The organism is Flavobacterium circumlabens, from assembly GCF_004345565.1.
GTDB classification, from domain to species: domain Bacteria; phylum Bacteroidota; class Bacteroidia; order Flavobacteriales; family Flavobacteriaceae; genus Flavobacterium; species Flavobacterium circumlabens.
Genome location: NZ_SLWA01000007.1, coordinates 186,813 through 202,478 on the forward strand (window position 1 = coordinate 186,813; position 15,666 = coordinate 202,478).

The following is a 15,666-nucleotide window of genomic DNA, read 5'->3' on the forward strand; positions in this document are numbered from 1 at the left end:
GTTTATTTAATTAACTGCCCATATGATATTTATACAAACAAAGATTAAATTTTAGTTATAATGTATTTTACGGAAATCCATAACCCCACTAATATTTATACCAACAAGTGTAAACGAATTACATAAACACCACAATACGTATTTATACGGTATTTCAAATAGCAGATAAAAACAAAACCCCCGATCTTTTAAAGATTGAGGGTTTTAATTTTTCAAAAGAGAATAGAAAACCTATTCTACCTCCAGATACGGATCTAAAATCTCGGCCAGTTCATTGAGCCAGTAAAAGCTGTTACCCAGTTGGGGGGTTTCGCTTTGAAGGAGTTCGACTTTACTCATAACGCCAAATGCGAGTGTGAAATTTACTTGCCTCAATGCTTTAGCAATAGCATTTGGATCAACTCTGTCGTTGAAAAAAGCAATCAGCTTTGTTTCAGCTTCTTTTGAAAGGGTGTTGGTACTCATAATCTTTGTGTTTAGGAAAAAGAACCCGCACAGCTAAGGTGTTCCTACGTTACAAAGTGCGTTGCGGTTGTTTCCAATACCGCCATCATACTGCACGGGCAATTTTTTTCGGTGGCATTTTTGTATTTAGAGGTTACAAATATATAAAAAATAGTAATATTTTATTTACATTTTTTTAACCGCAATCCTGATAGCTATCGAGAGCTAAGGGTTACGCAATCCCGATAGCTATCGGGACGTAAAGTTTTCTTGCCACAGATTTTGGTATTAAAAGGATTTTTACAATCTGTGTTAATCTGTGTAATCTGTGGCCATAATTTTTTAATCACTTCTGATCCTTGAAATCTTAACGTCGCGATGGCTATTGGGATTGTGGTTAAAATACCAGCTGTCCATTTCAACCTGCTCTTTGTCCGTTTGGGCTGTTTTCTGATTTAAATACGTGGATTATCGAAATACTTTTGACAAAGAAATGAACAGATAATCACAATTTAATATCAAAAAAAAAATGAAAACAAATAGAACCAACAGACACAGCTTATCGAATGTAATAGCGACAGGCGCGCTTATTTTGATTGCTGCCACAGGATTTGCACAACAAAAAAATACAGCGGATGCAGCAGCCATTCGCCCGTATCACATTAGTGTTTCGGAAGAAGCGATTACAGATCTTCGCAACCGTGTCAATGCGACCAGATGGCCTGCACAGGAAACCGTGACGGATCAGTCGCAGGGAGTGAAATTAGCCCAGATTCAGGGTTTGGTAAAATACTGGGGAACCGATTACGACTGGCACAAAACCGAAACGAAACTGAATGCATTGCCACAATTTATTACTACCATAGACGGCCTGGACATTCAGTTCATTCATATCCGTTCGAAACATAAAAATGCCTTACCGTTAATCATTACCCACGGCTGGCCGGGCTCTTTCTTTGAACTTTTAAAAGTGATCGGACCTTTAACAGATCCTACCGCTTACGGAGGAAAAGCTGAAGATGCTTTTGATCTTGTCATTCCGTCAATGCCCGGTTATGGTTTCTCTGAAAAACCAACAGGAACCGGCTGGGGACCTGAAAAAATTGGTACTGCCTGGGATGTTTTAATGAAACGTCTGGGGTACAAACACTATGTTTCGCAAGGAGGTGACTGGGGTTCTGTGGTTGCAGATGCCATGGCACGTCAGGCTCCGGAAGGATTGTTGGGAATTCATGTGAATATGCCTGCCACAGTTCCGGCAGATGTTGCCCAAGCCTTAAAAAACGGAGATCCGGCACCGGCAGGATTATCGGTTAAGGAAAAAGCGGCTTTTGCTTCGCTGAATAAATTGTACACCAGAGGCGGAGGGTATGCCGGAATGATGGTCACACGCCCTCAGACTCTAGGATACGGACTTACAGATTCTCCGGTTGGACTGGCTTCGTTTTTCCTGGATAAATTCAACGAATGGACGTACAGTGGCGGAAATGCCGAAAAATCACTGACCAAAAACGAAATGCTGGATGATATTTCCCTGTACTGGTTTACCAATACGGCTAATTCATCCGCACAATTGTATTGGGAAAACAACACCAACAACTTTAATGTGGTGGAACAAAAAACACAGGACATCAAAATTCCGGTTGCCGTAACCGTATTTCCCGGAGAAATCTATCAGGCACCCAAAAGCTGGGCGGAAAGAGCGTATAAAAACCTAAGTTATTTTAATGAAGTAAACAAAGGCGGTCATTTTGCTTCATGGGAAGAGCCACAAATTTTTACCCTTGAACTTCGTACCGCTTTTAAGTCATTACGGAAATAAATTCAAATTCAACACTGTCCAATTCAACCCTTACTTTGTCCGTTTGACCTTTTTTCTGATTGTAAAACGATCATTGTCAGGATATCTTTGACAAAGAAATTAACGAATCAATACTTTTAAAATCAAAAGAATATGAAAACTATACTAAACAAAATCGTTCTGATTGCAGTGCTTTTCCTAAGTGCGAATTTCAGTCAGGCACAATCAGAAAAACAAACGAATACAATCGGGGTAAGCAGTTCCTTGGGGACCTTAAAACAAATTAACGCCGGACTATTGAATGTGGGGTATACCGAAGCAGGTCCTTCAACAGGAAGTCCGATCATTTTGCTTCACGGCTGGCCTTACGATATTCACAGTTACAAGGAAGTGGTGCCAATTTTAGTGGCGAAAGGCTACAGGGTAATTACGCCTTATTTAAGAGGTTTTGGTACAACACGTTTCCTGTCGGATGCTACTTTTAGAAACGGACAACAGGCTGCTTTGGCAAGCGATGTTATTGCTTTGATGGATGCGCTGAAAATTAAAAAGGCAACTATTGGCGGATTTGATTGGGGAGCCAGAACCGCCGTAGCCGTGGCAGCACTCTGGCCGGAACGCGTAAACGGACTGGTTTCGGTAAGCGGTTATATTGTAGTGAATTTGGAAGCGAACTTAAAACCGTTGCCTCCAACAGCGGAATATGGTTGGTGGTATCAGTATTATTTTGCTACGGAAAGAGGAAAAACCGGATACACTCACAACACCTACGAATTCAATAAACTGATCTGGAAACTGGCTTCCCCAATCTGGAATTTCGATAAAGCAACTTACGATCAGACGGCACAGTCTTTTGATAATCCGGATCATGTGGCCATTGTAATTCACAATTACAGATGGCGTCAGTCTCTTGAAGCGGGAGAATCTAAATACGATAGCCTGGAAAAACGATTAGCAGCAAGACCTGAAATTACAGTTCCGGCAATTACAATCGGAAGTGATTTTGATGGCGCTTTCGCGGATGGAAAAGCGTATGCGAACAAATTCAAAGGGAAATATGAACACCGCATCTTAAAAGGAATCGGACACAATGTGCCTCAGGAAGATCCGAAAGCATTTGCACAGGCAATTATTGATGCAGACGGATTTGCGAAATGAAGAGTTAAGAGTTAAGAGTTAAGAGTTAAGAGTTAAGAGTTAAGAGTTAAGAGTTAAGAGTTAAGAGTTAAGAGTTAAGAGTTATGAGTTAGGAGTTAGGAGTAAAGAGTAAAGAATATAGAATCAACGATAAACAATAGACAATAAACAATTTAAAAAATTACAATCATGGAAAATTCAAACATCCCACAACCGGAAAAAATTCTTTATACCGGAAAAACACATACCACAGGAGGACGCGAAGGGGCTTCCAGAAGTTCAGATGATAACCTGAATGTGAAACTGACCTCTCCGGGTTCTTCAAGACCGGGAACAAATCCGGAACAATTATTTGCTGCCGGATGGTCGGCCTGCTTTATTGGTGCCATGGGAATTGCAGCCGGAAAAATGAACATCAAACTGCCGGCAGAAACGGCTGTAGATACCGAAGTAGATTTGGCGGTAACAGCCGGAGAATACTCTTTACAGGCGCGTTTAAATATCAGTCTTCCGGGATTAGAACCTGAAGTGGCCAAAACAATTGCTGCCGAAGCGCACAAGACTTGTCCGTATTCTAAAGCGACAAGAGGAAATATTAATGTGGAGATTACTATTCTTTAATTTCCTAAAAGAAAATCCCTTCTATCGAAGGGGTTTCTTTTTATTTATCCTAATTTAGAAATCATGAAAAAAATAAAAACATCTTCCCTTTTTGCAAGCTTGCTGCTGCTAATCGGAATGAGCAGTTGTGCCCAAAATAATCGGGATATAAAGACCACAAAAGGAATTGCTGTTTTAGAATTATTTACCTCGGAAGGCTGCTCCAGTTGTCCGCCGGCAGATGAGCTGCTGGGGAAGATTCAAAATGAAAATAAAGACGGTCAGGTCTATGTGCTTTCGTATCACGTCGATTATTGGGACAGACAGGGCTGGAAAGATATTTTCAGTAATCCGGACTATACAAAAAGACAATACGATTATGCCAAATGGCTGGGAAAAGAACCCATTTATACGCCTCAGGTTATTGTAAACGGTAAAAAAGATTATATCGGTTCTGATGAAACTGCAGTACGAAACGCAATTAAAAATGCGCTTTCTAAACCTGCAGCTGCCGAATTAGCTTTGGAAGCAACTCCAGTCAATAACAAACTGAATGTAAAATATAACATAAATGGTATTTCAAAAAACAGCCTTTTGCTGCTTGCATTGGTACAGAAATCAGCCAAAAGTAATGTGAAAAGAGGAGAGAATGCCAATCGGATTTTGTCACACTATCAGATTGTAAAACAGCTGCAAAGTATTGCTTTAAAAAATAACGGAAGCGGAACTTCCACTATTGCTGCACCCAAAGATTTTTCGGCAAGGGATTTCGAAGTAATTGGTTTTGTTCAGGATGTAAATTCCGGAGCCATTTTGGGCGCTGCAAGAGCCGAAAACAACTAATTGAGAAATCAATTTAACACTAATACATTTTCAAAATAAGCTTACCTTTGGGTAGGCTTTAATGATTTATACTACAATGGAAAAACAAAAAAAACGCTTTGAAGTATCCGGAAAGGTGATCTGGGGAAGTTCCATATCGCTGGCCATTCTGGCTTCGATACCTAAATTATTTGATTCTTTTTCGACACCGGGGGATATTGTCATTAATTCCTCTATTACACTGTTGTTTTCGATTTTTATATGGTATTACAACATTTACAGCCTGCCGAAATTTTCGTCACAACGCACCCCTAAAACCCTGTTTAACGGAAAACTTCTTCTCAGTGTGCTTTTAGGTATTCTAATGATGGTCATATTGGTGATTGCCCATCAGGAACTTTTTGAGGTCTCAAAAATGGATGCTCCGATTATGTTCGAATTGAGAGGGGTTTTGATCAATCTGATTGTTTATATGTTCCTGCATTTGCTTTTTCAGAACTATCAGACCCAACAGCTGGGCGTGGAGTTAGAGCGCACAAAATCGGTAAACCTGGGTGCACAATACGAATTACTGAAACAACAGGTAAATCCGCATTTTTTGTTTAACAGCCTGAATACCTTGAAATCAATGGTCGATATTAATGATCCGATGAGCTCTGATTTTATCTTAAAACTTTCTGATTTTTATCGCTTTACACTCGAAAGCAGAAAGATGGATCTGATTCCGTTGAGAGAAGAACTGCAGATTTTGGATTCGTATGTTTATCTGCTGAAAGCCCGATTTGAGGATGGATTTGTTTTGGTGAATGAAGTAGATCCGAAACAATATGATTCAGCTGTCCCGCCTTTTACCCTGCAGTTACTGATCGAGAATTGTATCAAACACAATATTGTATCGTTGGATAAACCACTGGTCATTAAATTGTATAGCGAAGGGGATTTCCTGGTCGTTGAAAACCAGATTCAGCTGAAAAGAGGCGCTTTATCGACCGGAGTCGGACTCGACAATATCAATCAGCGCTTCCAGCATTTAATCCATAAAGAGATTGAAATTGATAAAAATGAAACTATTTTTAAAGTAAAAATACCAATGATCTATGACTATCATAATAATTGAAGACGAGGTAAAAACGGCTAAAGCCCTTGGTCAGCTTATTTTGAGTATCAGGCCCGATGCTCAGATTTTGTCCTACATACAAAGTATTGACGGTGCGGTCAGTTACCTGCAGGAAAACGATCAGCCTGATCTTATTTTTATGGATATTCAGCTGGCAGACGGTCAGTGTTTTGAAATTTTTAAAAATGTTGAAGTGCTGTCACCTGTAATATTCTGTACCGCTTTTGATGATTATGCGATTGAGGCATTCAAATCAAACGGAATCGATTATGTATTAAAACCTTTTTCGAGAGAAAGTATTGCCCAGGCCATTAAGAAAGCCGGAGAATTGAAAAACTTTTTTCAGCGTAATAAAAAGATGATGCCTGATTTTGAATATTTACTGACCCGAACAGGCGAGAATACAGGAAAAAGCAGCTTCCTGGTTTTTAAAAACAACAAATACCAGACGTTACAAACTGAAAACATTGCGTTTTTTTATATCAAATGTGAAACGCCAACGATCATGACGCTGGATAAAAATGAATATCAGATTACACAATCGTTAGATGAGGTTCATAAGTTGTTGTCGCCAACACAATTCTTCAGGATCAACAGGCAATATCTGGTGAATTTTTCAGCCATCAGGGAGGCGGAGCATTATTTTTCGCGCAAACTGATCATCAAATTAACGATTCCGACAGAAGAAAAATTATTGATCGGGAAAGAAAAAGCAACCGCTTTTTTAAGCTGGCTGGAAAACCGATAACCCGTTAATTCATTCACAAAAAGGACAAATTAACAGGTTATAGTGATGACTAAAGAATTTACAATTCCGGAAACATAAAACAGCTCAAAAAGAAAAGAGCTGATAATATAACGCTTAAGATTAGAATGATTTTTTTCATCTGGATCGTTTAAAGAGTAAGATTAATAAAATATAAATTGCCTAAGAATCAATCTTAGGCAATTTTCTTTTTGATATTTGAAAGTTAGTTCGCCTGAATGGTGTTAGTGTAAGTCGCCGTATATATTTTGCGAAACATCAGATAGGTTACGCTGACCATTACAAATGCAACAATAGCATCGATGGTCGCCGGAAAACCAAGCACACAAATTTTGGATATGAAGGCAAAAGTGATATCGAAAAAGACACCGGCAAATACCCATTCTTTTAATCGGAGTAATTTGTTCGGAATTAATAAGACGATAACTCCGGCTAGTTTAAATACGCCAAGCAAATAAATAAAATGAGAAGGATAACCCAACTGCTCTGTAATTCCCCAGACAATTGGGTTTGTAGTCAGTTCGAAGAAGCCACTGGCTCCAAACCATAAAGAGGTTAATACAATTCCTGTCCAATAAATAATTTTTGTTGTTTTTGAGTTCATGATTTTTATATTTTAGGTTATTTAACGGGACAAAATTGTGACTTACCCGTTGAAAAAAATATTGAAATCATGCCCAACCGGACAAATTGAACTTCGAAACAGACAATGCTTGCTTTGTAGTTTTACCGCAAAGTTTTCTTGCCACAGATTACTTTGATTTACACAGATTTTAATCCTTTGATGTGTGGCTAAAAAAGAATTTACGCAATCCCGATAGCTATCGGGACGCAAAGTTATTATAGATACAGCTTTGCGATCTTCGCGTTTTACACACTTCCTATTATAAAAAAACTCTGCTCCCGATAGCAATCGGGATTGCGGTAAAAAAAACTTTGCGGTAAAAAACACTCAGAGCAATGCCCCGGTTTCGGTAATCAGTGCCTTCATAAGTCCGTCTGCACTATAGTGTTTTAAGCCACTTGTATTTTGGCCGGACCAGAAACTGATCATTTCTGTTTTTCCCTGCGAGAGAGCGGCTGCTTTTAAAGGTGCAATTAACTTCGTCTGCAACGGAAAAGGTAAAACTTCTGTCTCAAAAGGAACAGCATCCGATATCCGGTTGCTTAACAGGCGTCCCATTCTTCCCGTAAGCGATTTCGAAACTGTAGTAGGATTGGCTGTACCGGATAACAGCACTTGTTTGTGAAGTGGTGTTGCTCCTGATTCCTCTGTCACCATAAACGCAGTACCCAATTGCACGGCATCGGCGCCCAAAGTCATCGCGGCTGCAATACCTTTCGCATCGATAATACCACCGGCTGCGATAATGGGCGTTTTTGTTTTCGCTTTTAGCTGTTGCAAAAGGGTGAACAGTCCCGTGAAAGAATCCTGGGCAGGTCTTAAAAACGAAGGTCTGTGTCCGCCGGCTTCAAATCCTGAGGCCACAATAGCATCTACCTGAGCTTCTTCCAGAGCAAGGGCTTCTTCTAAAGTGGTGGCAGCCCCAATCGTTTTGATGCCTAATCTTCGGCTTTCGTTCAGTATTTCTTTCGAAGGAATTCCAAAAATAAAACTGAAAACAGCAGGTTTAATTTCGAATAAAGTATCTACTTGTTTTTCAAACTTCGACGGAATGTCAGCAGAAAGATCCGGTAACGGAATTCCTAATTCATCAAAATAAGGTTTAAAAAGCAGTTTGATTTTTTCTAATTTTTCAGGTGGATAATTGACAAGCGTTTTATCCACATCATTGACCCATAAATTGATATTATAAGGTTTATTGGTCAGTTCTTTTATGGCTTTTCCGGCTTCCAGAATTTCTTCGGGAGTCAGCGTATAGGCACCATAGCTTCCTAATCCCCCGGCATTGCTGACAGCAGCCAATAAAGCGGCAGTTGAAAAACCAGCGCCCATCGGACCCTGCAGAATGGGATATGGTATGCCTAGTAATTGTGTTATTTTAGTTGAATTCCACATCACCGATTAATTTACGTGTGTTAGTAGTTTGTTTACAATCACCCATTTGCCATCAACAACAGCAAGACTCAGCTGATCATAATAGTTATATTCAAAAATGGGAACTTTCACTTTAGCTACAGCCGTATTATTGATGACTTCTAAAGATATGATTTCCATGTTGAATTTTTCTCCGAGTTCGTGAGGACTCTTACGGCCTTTTACTCCTTCCAGATATTGATCCAGCGTTTTAAAATAAGGCATTCCCTTAATGTCTCCAACGATTAACGCTTTTGGGTGAAAAGTCTTTTCGAGTAAAGCAGCATCACCATTGTAAATACCATTGAAGTAATTCATAATTAGTGCAGTAATTAAAGCTGCACTGGTACTAAAATTGTCCATAATTTTTGGATTTAAATAAACCGGCCGGGTGTAATTGATTACAACTACTGTTTTTGAATTCCACCCGACAGGCTTAAGTGATTAAAAATTAAAGTATACTGTGACCGGCAACGTGTCCGCCATCTAAATTAATAATTTCTCCGGTAACAAAATTGCTTTCAGCCAGATATAGTGCTAATTGAGCCACATCGCTGGTTTCACCGATACGATTTAGTAAGTGTAAACCTGCTAAGGTATCTGCATTGTCTACTCCGGTTTTGGCCTGTAGCGGGCTTCTGATGATACCGGGAGCGATGGCATTGACACGAATATTGTTTTTTCCGAATTCAGCGGCAAGTTGTCTGGTAAGGGCGTGAATACCGCCTTTGCTCGAAATTGGTGCCGTTGCCGGGAAACCATCAATGGCGTGATCTACCAATACCGTTCCGATATTGATAATAGAACCCTGACCTTGCTGCAGCATTTGTTTTACAGCCGCCTGACTGGTAAAAAATGTTCCTTTAAGATTGATGCTTAACAAACGGTCCAGGTCTTTTTCTTCTACCTCCAGAAAAGATTTTGGCTCAAAGATTCCTGCATTATTGATCAGTACATCTACACCGCCAAAACGGGCTATGGCAGTTTCAACCAGTTTTTTTCCTGTTGCAGTAAGACTGATATCTCCAGCTACCATCGCTACTTTCTCCGGATTTCCTAGTTCCTGATAAGTAGCTTCAAGGTTAGCTGAATTCGCTGAGTTGATCACGAGATTATGTCCTTTTTCCAGAAATAACTGAGCGATTGATTTTCCGATTCCGGTAGAAGCACCGGTTATGATTATTGTTTTCATTATACTTTTTATTTTTTTTGTAACTAATTATTTTTTCTGTGCGGTAATTCCTTTTTCACGAAGCACAGAAACCTGTTCTCCTGCAAAACCCCAGTCGTCTAATTCTATTTCCTGAATGACAATATGTGTAAGGCTTGGATCTTTATCTAAAACATCAGTTATAAGATTCGTAATTCCGGCTATAAGCTGTTGTTTTTGTTCTCTTGTAACGCCTTCGCGTGTGACTTCTATTTTTACGTACGGCATGATTTCCAGAATTTAAGCAAGTTTAGCTGTAACGTCTACGTCCAGTTCAAACTCATTGTAGATCAGTGTGTCTCCAAGATTAGTGAAGAAATTTCCGGAGCGGAATTTCATATCATATTTGGTACGGTCAACGATAATTTTACCGGAAGCTTTCAGTTCGTCTCCGTTGGTTTTTACTTCTAAATTGAATCCAATCGGATGCGTAATGGCTTTGATGGTCAGTTTACCTTCTACAAAATAGTTCGTAGCAGATTGTTGGGCTGCTGAAGTGATAACTAAAGAAGCGGTGTGGAATTTTTCTGTTGAGAAAAAATCATCAGAAGCAAGGTGTCCGGCAAATTGTTGGTTCGTTGCCGGATCAGTTACGTCAAGAATTACAATAGAAGTAGTGTCTATCACTACAGTTCCTCCGGTAAGATCTCCATTCGTGAAAGTGAAGTTACCTTCCTGAATGTCTATTGTTCCATTGTGTGCTCCGGTTACTTTTTTACCGGTCCAGTTTACATTGCTTTGAGCGTTTGAAATTTTAAAATTTTGAGTTTCCATAATATTGTATTTTTAAATTGTTATTAATTTATAGTACAAAGGAATGGCGATTCTCAAAATTCATTACGTGATGTAGATCACATTCGTAAAAAGGCTATTTGGAAGAATTATACAATCGGCTTAACGTTTCCCGGGAAACGCCCAGATAAGCGGCGATTAAATGTTTGGGTACGGTATTGTAGAGCGCAGGGTAGAGTACCAAAAGTTCTTCATATCTGGTTTTGGTATCATTGTTCATAAAAGAAAGTAATCTTTTTTGCGCAGCGACATAGCCTTTATTAGTTCTCCATCTAAAGAAGTGTTCCGCCTGATGCAATTCGCTGCAGATTTTTTCGCGGTCACTGTTAGAAAGGGAAAGTATTGCTGCATCCGAAACACAATCGACGTTTATGGTCGCTTTCGTTTTATTGTAAAGCGCCGCATAATCAGACGCCCACCAGGTAGGCATGGCAAATTGCAGGATGTACATTTTGACCTCGTCATTGACAAAAAAAGCTTTTAGGCAGCCGTCAATCACAAAATATTCTTTGTCGACGACATCTCCTTCACTAATAATGCTTTGCCCTTTTTTAAAAGTTTCCGGTTTAAAATGCGAGAAGAAATAATCAAATTCTTCGTCTGTAATTGACGCAATTTTTAAGACGTGTTCTTTTAGGAGGGCTTTGGCTTGCATTTGTTTTGAATTTGATAAAACGAAATTACAAATTAAATGATTGTCGAAATTTAATCGGCGAAATATTTGTTTGAAAAAGTTGTGGGCTTTTAACCGCAACGCACGCAAGGGGCTACGCTATGTTCGCAAAGTTTTTCTGCAACAGATTACACTGATTTTCACAGATTTTTAATCATGCATCCCGATAAATATCGTGCCGCAAAGTTATTATAGATACAGCTTTGCGAACATAGCGTTTTTACAAAGTTCCAATACTAAAAAACCTTGCGTGCGTTGCGGTTAAATACAGCTATCGAAAAAAAAGCGTCTTAAAGTTCCGCCAAAGCCTTAATATCCTCAATCTCCAATATTTGCTTTGGATAACCTTCTTTTACGGTATTAATCATAGCCTGTCCGACATCTTTTAAAGTCAGGGATTTTTTAGGAAATAAAAGCGGGAAAAGCGGAATCATAATTTTGAAAAAAGTTTTGACATTTTTCTGTTCCTTAAAAGGTTTCATAAATCCGGGACGGAAATTATATTGTCCCCTGAAAGGCAATTTCATCAGATCATTTTCGGTTTTTCCTTTTACACGAGCCCACATAATTTTTCCGTTTTCTGATGTATCGGTATGGCTTCCGGTTACAAAATTAAAAACCATCTTGGGATTGATTTCCGATAATGCTCTGGCAAAAGCCAAAGTCGTATCGTAAGTGACATAGGTGTATTTTATTTCATTCGTTCCCACAGAACTTACACCGGCGCAGTAAAAACAGGCATCGTAATCTTTCAGGTCATCGGAATACCGGCTTAGCTGCATGAAATCCAGCACAATTAATTCCTGCAGTTTCGGATGTTTAATAGCCGATGGTTTACGATTGATCATCAGTACTTTTTTGACCGCGTAGTTGTCCAGACATTCTAATAATACACCTTCGCCCACCATTCCTGTCGCCCCTGTAATAATTACTTTCATGATTTTCTTTTAACAAATTAGTATGAATATGTTTTTCTGTCTGCAAATTTCACTTTTACAGCAATAAATTACTTTGTTTAAAAGTTCTTTTTACGTTGTTTGACAGTTCATAGATTCGCATTTATGTCTTTCGAAGATATTAAAACTTTCTTTTGTTTTATAATCATTGCCTTTTTATTATTGAACCAATATCCCGCAATAGTGTCATTTCTGCGAAGGAGACTCGAGCGATAGCGAACAGAAGGAGTAAATCGCATCCGGAGCTTAACATACTGTATGGATTTAGCATTTGTGATTCCTTCGTTCCTCGGAATGACTAAAACAAAAAACCGGAAGCGACCCACTTCCGGTTTAAATTTATATGAAAAAGAATGAATTAGTTTTGTAAATAACGTTCAGCAGGTTTTCCAGTTTGTGAACCTGTGAATAATTTGATGCGGGCATCTTCGTACGCCTCAATTAATTCCTGATTGTGAACTGATGGAAAAGTAGCTAATTCACCTGCTTCTAATCCGGCAAGAGCTGCATCTACACAATCTTCTGTGGTCATAATTGCAGCCTGATCCAGTGCAGATAAAGGCACTCCGCCAACTTCCCAGATTTCAGTCGCTGTAATAGAAGGATTCACCAGTTGCACTTTGATATTGGTTCCTTTTACTTCTTCCTGTAATCCTCTTGTATATTGCACCACAAAACCTTTTGTTCCGCTATACACGCTGCTTATCGGTAAAGTAAAAGCACCTAAAACGGAACCAATATTGATAATAGTTCCTTCGTTACGTTCGATAAATGACGGAAGGATGGCATGGGTTAATACCATTAGTGAAGTAATGTTGACGTCTACCATTTCTTTTTGTTTTTCAATGGAAGTCTTGGCTATCGGTGCCATGGTAGAAGTTCCGGCATTATTAATCAGTAAAGTGATATTGGTATCTTTTTGAATGTCGCTGGCCACTTTTTCCAGATCTGAAGCCGCACTTAAATCGGCCACTAAATTGGTAACAGTCACACCGTAAGCGGCGCGAAGTTTTTCGGCAAGCTCAATTAATTTTTCTTCGCGTCTGGCTACCAGTTTCAAATTGTAACCGCGTGCTGCCAGTTTCTCTGCAAATACTTTTCCTAATCCTGATGATGCTCCAGTTACCACTGCAGTACCTAATTCATTGCTTGTTTTCATGATTTTTTACTTTAGATGTTTTTTATTTTGATCTTTTTAAATTCAAATTAGATGTAAACTAATCTGTTTACATTTGCAAATGTATACAGAACTGTTTACATTTGCAAAAGAAAACGAATAAAAAATGAAAAATAATTCAGAAAGCGCTGCGAAGTCCCTAAAACGGGAAGAAATGGTAAAGTTTGCTTTTGATACTTTTTACAAAAACGGCTTCCATGCGACTGGTGTGGACACTGTTATGGAAGGTACAGGTATCTCTAAACGAACTTTATACAAACATTTTGGCTCAAAAGAAGGCCTGATTCTCGCCACCATCGATTATTATCGAACCAACATGCTCGAAATTATTTTAGGATATATCAATAGTAATCCGAACGCTCAGCCTGTGGATAAAATGCTGCGTATTTTTGATTTTTTAATCGAAAAGGCAGAAGAAGGACACTACAATGGCTGTTTTGTTATGAATGCCAAAACGGAATATACCAACAAGGGCACTGAAATTGAGGCCAGCTGTGATCAGTATACGGCAGGAATCCAGCAGCTCATTGAAGCCACTCTGAAAGAAGGGAATATACTGGACTATAACGAACTGGCCGTTCAGATTATGATGCTTTTTGAAGGCGCTATTATCCGTAGTAAAGTGACACGAAGTGCCAATACGATGCGACTGGCTAAAAATGCCGCCAGAATGCTTTGTGAATACAAATAAAAAAACTCCGACAAATTGCCGGAGTCTGATTAGCCTTTATATTAGAAGAATTATTTTTTAGCCACTTCTTTTGAAGCTGTATTAATCACTTCTGCCACTGCTTTTGGCTGAGAAATAAACACTACGTGACTTCCTTTTATTTCTGTTATTTTTGTTTTAGAACGTTTGTACATGGCACGCTCGATATCGGGATTGATACTTTTATCTTCTGTAGCCACAATTCCGTAAGCGGGTTTGTCTCTCCAGGCTGCTTTGGTAATCGGAGTTCCAAAACCTTTTGCATAAAAGGCACCTTGTGAGGCAAACATAAAATCAGAAAGGTCTTTCGGAAGATCTCCGGCAAATCCTGCGTGGAATTTTGCCTCATCGTAATACGCGATTCCTTTGTCGTCGGGAGCCAAAACACCATTTTCCGGAGCCGGAGGTGCCGTTTGCAGCCATTGTACAGAGTTTTCCCCATTATCAGGCTGGAAGGCTGCCACATACACTAAAGCCACAACTTTTGGATGATTTCCGGCTTCTGTGATTACAGTTCCACCCCATGAATGTCCCACTAAAATGGTTGGTCCGTCCTGTTTGTCAAGGGCTAAGTTGGTGACTCTTACATCGTCTTCAAGGGAAGAAAGCGGGTTTTGAACGATCGTTACATGATACCCTTTTTTAGATAAAATATCATATAATCCTCTCCAGCCTGAACCATCCGCGAAAGCACCATGAACTAAAACTACATTTTTGACAGCTGGTGCATTTTGTGCAGTGGCAATAGTAGTCGAAAAGAAGAAAGAGAAAAATAATACGGCGAACATGAAATACGAATTCAATTGTTCTTTTATAGTGATTGTTTTCATAAGGTTTGAATTTAATTTATAATTGATAGTTGATAATTGATAGTTGATAATTGATAATTAAGCTGTTAATACGACTGATAATGTGATTTCTGTGTTCAGTAATTTAGAAATTGGACAGATGGCTTTTGCTTTCTGAGCCAGTTCCTGAAGCTGTTCTTCAGCGATTCCGGGAACTTTTCCTTCCAGTTCCAATTGAATTAAGGTAATGGTACCGTCTTCTAAAGTTACTTTTGCTTTTGTATTTAAATCTTCCGGTACAAAACCTGCTTCAGACAATAAAAAGCTTAACTGCATCGTAAAACATCCTGAATGTGCCGCAGCGATTAGTTCTTCCGGATTGGTTCCAACGCCTTCTGCAAAACGGGTTTTAAAAGATAATTGTGCATTGTTTAATGTGGTGCTTTGTGTACTGATGGTTCCGTTTCCTTCCATTCCTGTACCTTTCCAATTTGCGTTTGCTGTTCTTGTAAATTTCATGATCTTAATTTTTTATTTGTTGTTTTAAATTTTTATGTTTTCCAAATCGTTGTTCTGATTTGATGGGACAAATTTAGGACGGGTATGTTTATAAATCAAATTAATAATTTTGTACCT

Annotated in this window: 19 protein-coding genes; 7 read left to right on the top strand and 12 right to left on the bottom strand. The window is 39.0% G+C overall.

What is annotated here, in order from left to right:
• Nucleotides 1–231: 231 nt before the first annotated feature.
• On the bottom strand, nucleotides 232–465 hold the full coding sequence (locus EV142_RS17190; protein ID WP_132037068.1) for a hypothetical protein: 234 nt from the start codon (nucleotides 463–465) through the stop codon (nucleotides 232–234).
• Nucleotides 466–973: 508 nt separating this feature from the next.
• On the opposite strand from EV142_RS17190, the gene EV142_RS17195 reads away from it, so the two are divergent.
• The 6 genes from EV142_RS17195 to EV142_RS17220 all read left to right on the top strand — a co-directional run bounded on the left by EV142_RS17195 (nucleotide 974) and on the right by EV142_RS17220 (nucleotide 6,669).
• Entirely contained in the window at nucleotides 974–2,266 is a 1,293-nt protein-coding gene (locus tag EV142_RS17195; protein ID WP_132037069.1) for an epoxide hydrolase family protein, read from the top strand.
• A gap of 132 nt (nucleotides 2,267–2,398) precedes the next feature.
• Complete coding sequence (locus EV142_RS17200; RefSeq protein ID WP_132037070.1) at nucleotides 2,399–3,403, top strand: alpha/beta fold hydrolase; 1,005 nt, start codon at nucleotides 2,399–2,401, stop codon at nucleotides 3,401–3,403.
• A gap of 168 nt (nucleotides 3,404–3,571) precedes the next feature.
• Nucleotides 3,572–4,003 (top strand): organic hydroperoxide resistance protein, encoded by a 432-nt coding sequence (locus tag EV142_RS17205; RefSeq protein ID WP_194100247.1) that lies wholly within the window; start codon nucleotides 3,572–3,574, stop codon nucleotides 4,001–4,003.
• A 63-nt stretch (nucleotides 4,004–4,066) separates the two neighbouring features.
• Nucleotides 4,067–4,825 (top strand): DUF1223 domain-containing protein, encoded by a 759-nt coding sequence (locus EV142_RS17210; RefSeq protein WP_132037071.1) that lies wholly within the window; start codon nucleotides 4,067–4,069, stop codon nucleotides 4,823–4,825.
• 76 nt (nucleotides 4,826–4,901) lie between these two features.
• Nucleotides 4,902–5,921 (top strand): sensor histidine kinase, encoded by a 1,020-nt coding sequence (locus tag EV142_RS17215; RefSeq protein WP_132037072.1) that lies wholly within the window; start codon nucleotides 4,902–4,904, stop codon nucleotides 5,919–5,921.
• Nucleotides 5,902–6,669, top strand: a complete 768-nt coding sequence (locus EV142_RS17220; protein ID WP_132037073.1) for a LytR/AlgR family response regulator transcription factor — start codon at nucleotides 5,902–5,904, stop codon at nucleotides 6,667–6,669. The genes EV142_RS17215 and EV142_RS17220 overlap by 20 nt, the downstream gene beginning before the upstream one ends.
• A gap of 223 nt (nucleotides 6,670–6,892) precedes the next feature.
• Here the strand turns inward: EV142_RS17220 and EV142_RS17225 are convergent, their stop codons facing one another.
• The 9 genes from EV142_RS17225 to EV142_RS17265 form a co-directional block, all read right to left on the bottom strand.
• Entirely contained in the window at nucleotides 6,893–7,291 is a 399-nt protein-coding gene (locus EV142_RS17225) for a DoxX family protein (RefSeq protein ID WP_132037074.1), read from the bottom strand.
• A gap of 348 nt (nucleotides 7,292–7,639) precedes the next feature.
• Nucleotides 7,640–8,707 carry an NAD(P)H-dependent flavin oxidoreductase gene (locus tag EV142_RS17230; protein ID WP_132037075.1) on the bottom strand — a complete coding sequence of 356 codons (1,068 nt, stop codon included), beginning with the start codon at nucleotides 8,705–8,707 and terminating at the stop codon, nucleotides 7,640–7,642.
• 6 nt (nucleotides 8,708–8,713) lie between these two features.
• Nucleotides 8,714–9,088 carry a nuclear transport factor 2 family protein gene (locus tag EV142_RS17235; protein WP_132037076.1) on the bottom strand — a complete coding sequence of 125 codons (375 nt, stop codon included), beginning with the start codon at nucleotides 9,086–9,088 and terminating at the stop codon, nucleotides 8,714–8,716.
• 88 nt (nucleotides 9,089–9,176) lie between these two features.
• Complete coding sequence (locus EV142_RS17240; protein ID WP_132037077.1) at nucleotides 9,177–9,917, bottom strand: SDR family NAD(P)-dependent oxidoreductase; 741 nt, start codon at nucleotides 9,915–9,917, stop codon at nucleotides 9,177–9,179.
• Nucleotides 9,918–9,944: 27 nt separating this feature from the next.
• A complete protein-coding gene (locus EV142_RS17245) occupies nucleotides 9,945–10,163 on the bottom strand; it encodes a tautomerase family protein (RefSeq protein ID WP_132037078.1) in 219 nt (72 codons plus the stop codon).
• Nucleotides 10,164–10,175: 12 nt separating this feature from the next.
• Nucleotides 10,176–10,709, bottom strand: a complete 534-nt coding sequence (locus tag EV142_RS17250; RefSeq protein WP_132037079.1) for a YceI family protein — start codon at nucleotides 10,707–10,709, stop codon at nucleotides 10,176–10,178.
• Between the two features lie 94 nt (nucleotides 10,710–10,803).
• The gene (locus EV142_RS17255; RefSeq protein WP_132037080.1) at nucleotides 10,804–11,382 is read right to left on the bottom strand and encodes a Crp/Fnr family transcriptional regulator; all 579 of its coding nucleotides are present in this window, start codon (nucleotides 11,380–11,382) and stop codon (nucleotides 10,804–10,806) included.
• A gap of 308 nt (nucleotides 11,383–11,690) precedes the next feature.
• Nucleotides 11,691–12,338, bottom strand: a complete 648-nt coding sequence (locus EV142_RS17260) for an NAD-dependent epimerase/dehydratase family protein (protein ID WP_132037081.1) — start codon at nucleotides 12,336–12,338, stop codon at nucleotides 11,691–11,693.
• Nucleotides 12,339–12,714: 376 nt separating this feature from the next.
• Entirely contained in the window at nucleotides 12,715–13,515 is an 801-nt protein-coding gene (locus EV142_RS17265) for an SDR family NAD(P)-dependent oxidoreductase (protein ID WP_132037082.1), read from the bottom strand.
• A gap of 124 nt (nucleotides 13,516–13,639) precedes the next feature.
• Between EV142_RS17265 and EV142_RS17270 the strand changes: the two genes are divergently transcribed.
• On the top strand, nucleotides 13,640–14,224 hold the full coding sequence (locus tag EV142_RS17270) for a TetR/AcrR family transcriptional regulator (RefSeq protein WP_132037083.1): 585 nt from the start codon (nucleotides 13,640–13,642) through the stop codon (nucleotides 14,222–14,224).
• A 50-nt stretch (nucleotides 14,225–14,274) separates the two neighbouring features.
• Here the strand turns inward: EV142_RS17270 and EV142_RS17275 are convergent, their stop codons facing one another.
• Entirely contained in the window at nucleotides 14,275–15,072 is a 798-nt protein-coding gene (locus EV142_RS17275) for an alpha/beta hydrolase (RefSeq protein WP_132037084.1), read from the bottom strand.
• Between the two features lie 57 nt (nucleotides 15,073–15,129).
• Nucleotides 15,130–15,549 carry an OsmC family protein gene (locus EV142_RS17280; RefSeq protein WP_132037085.1) on the bottom strand — a complete coding sequence of 140 codons (420 nt, stop codon included), beginning with the start codon at nucleotides 15,547–15,549 and terminating at the stop codon, nucleotides 15,130–15,132.
• Nucleotides 15,550–15,666: the final 117 nt, after the last annotated feature.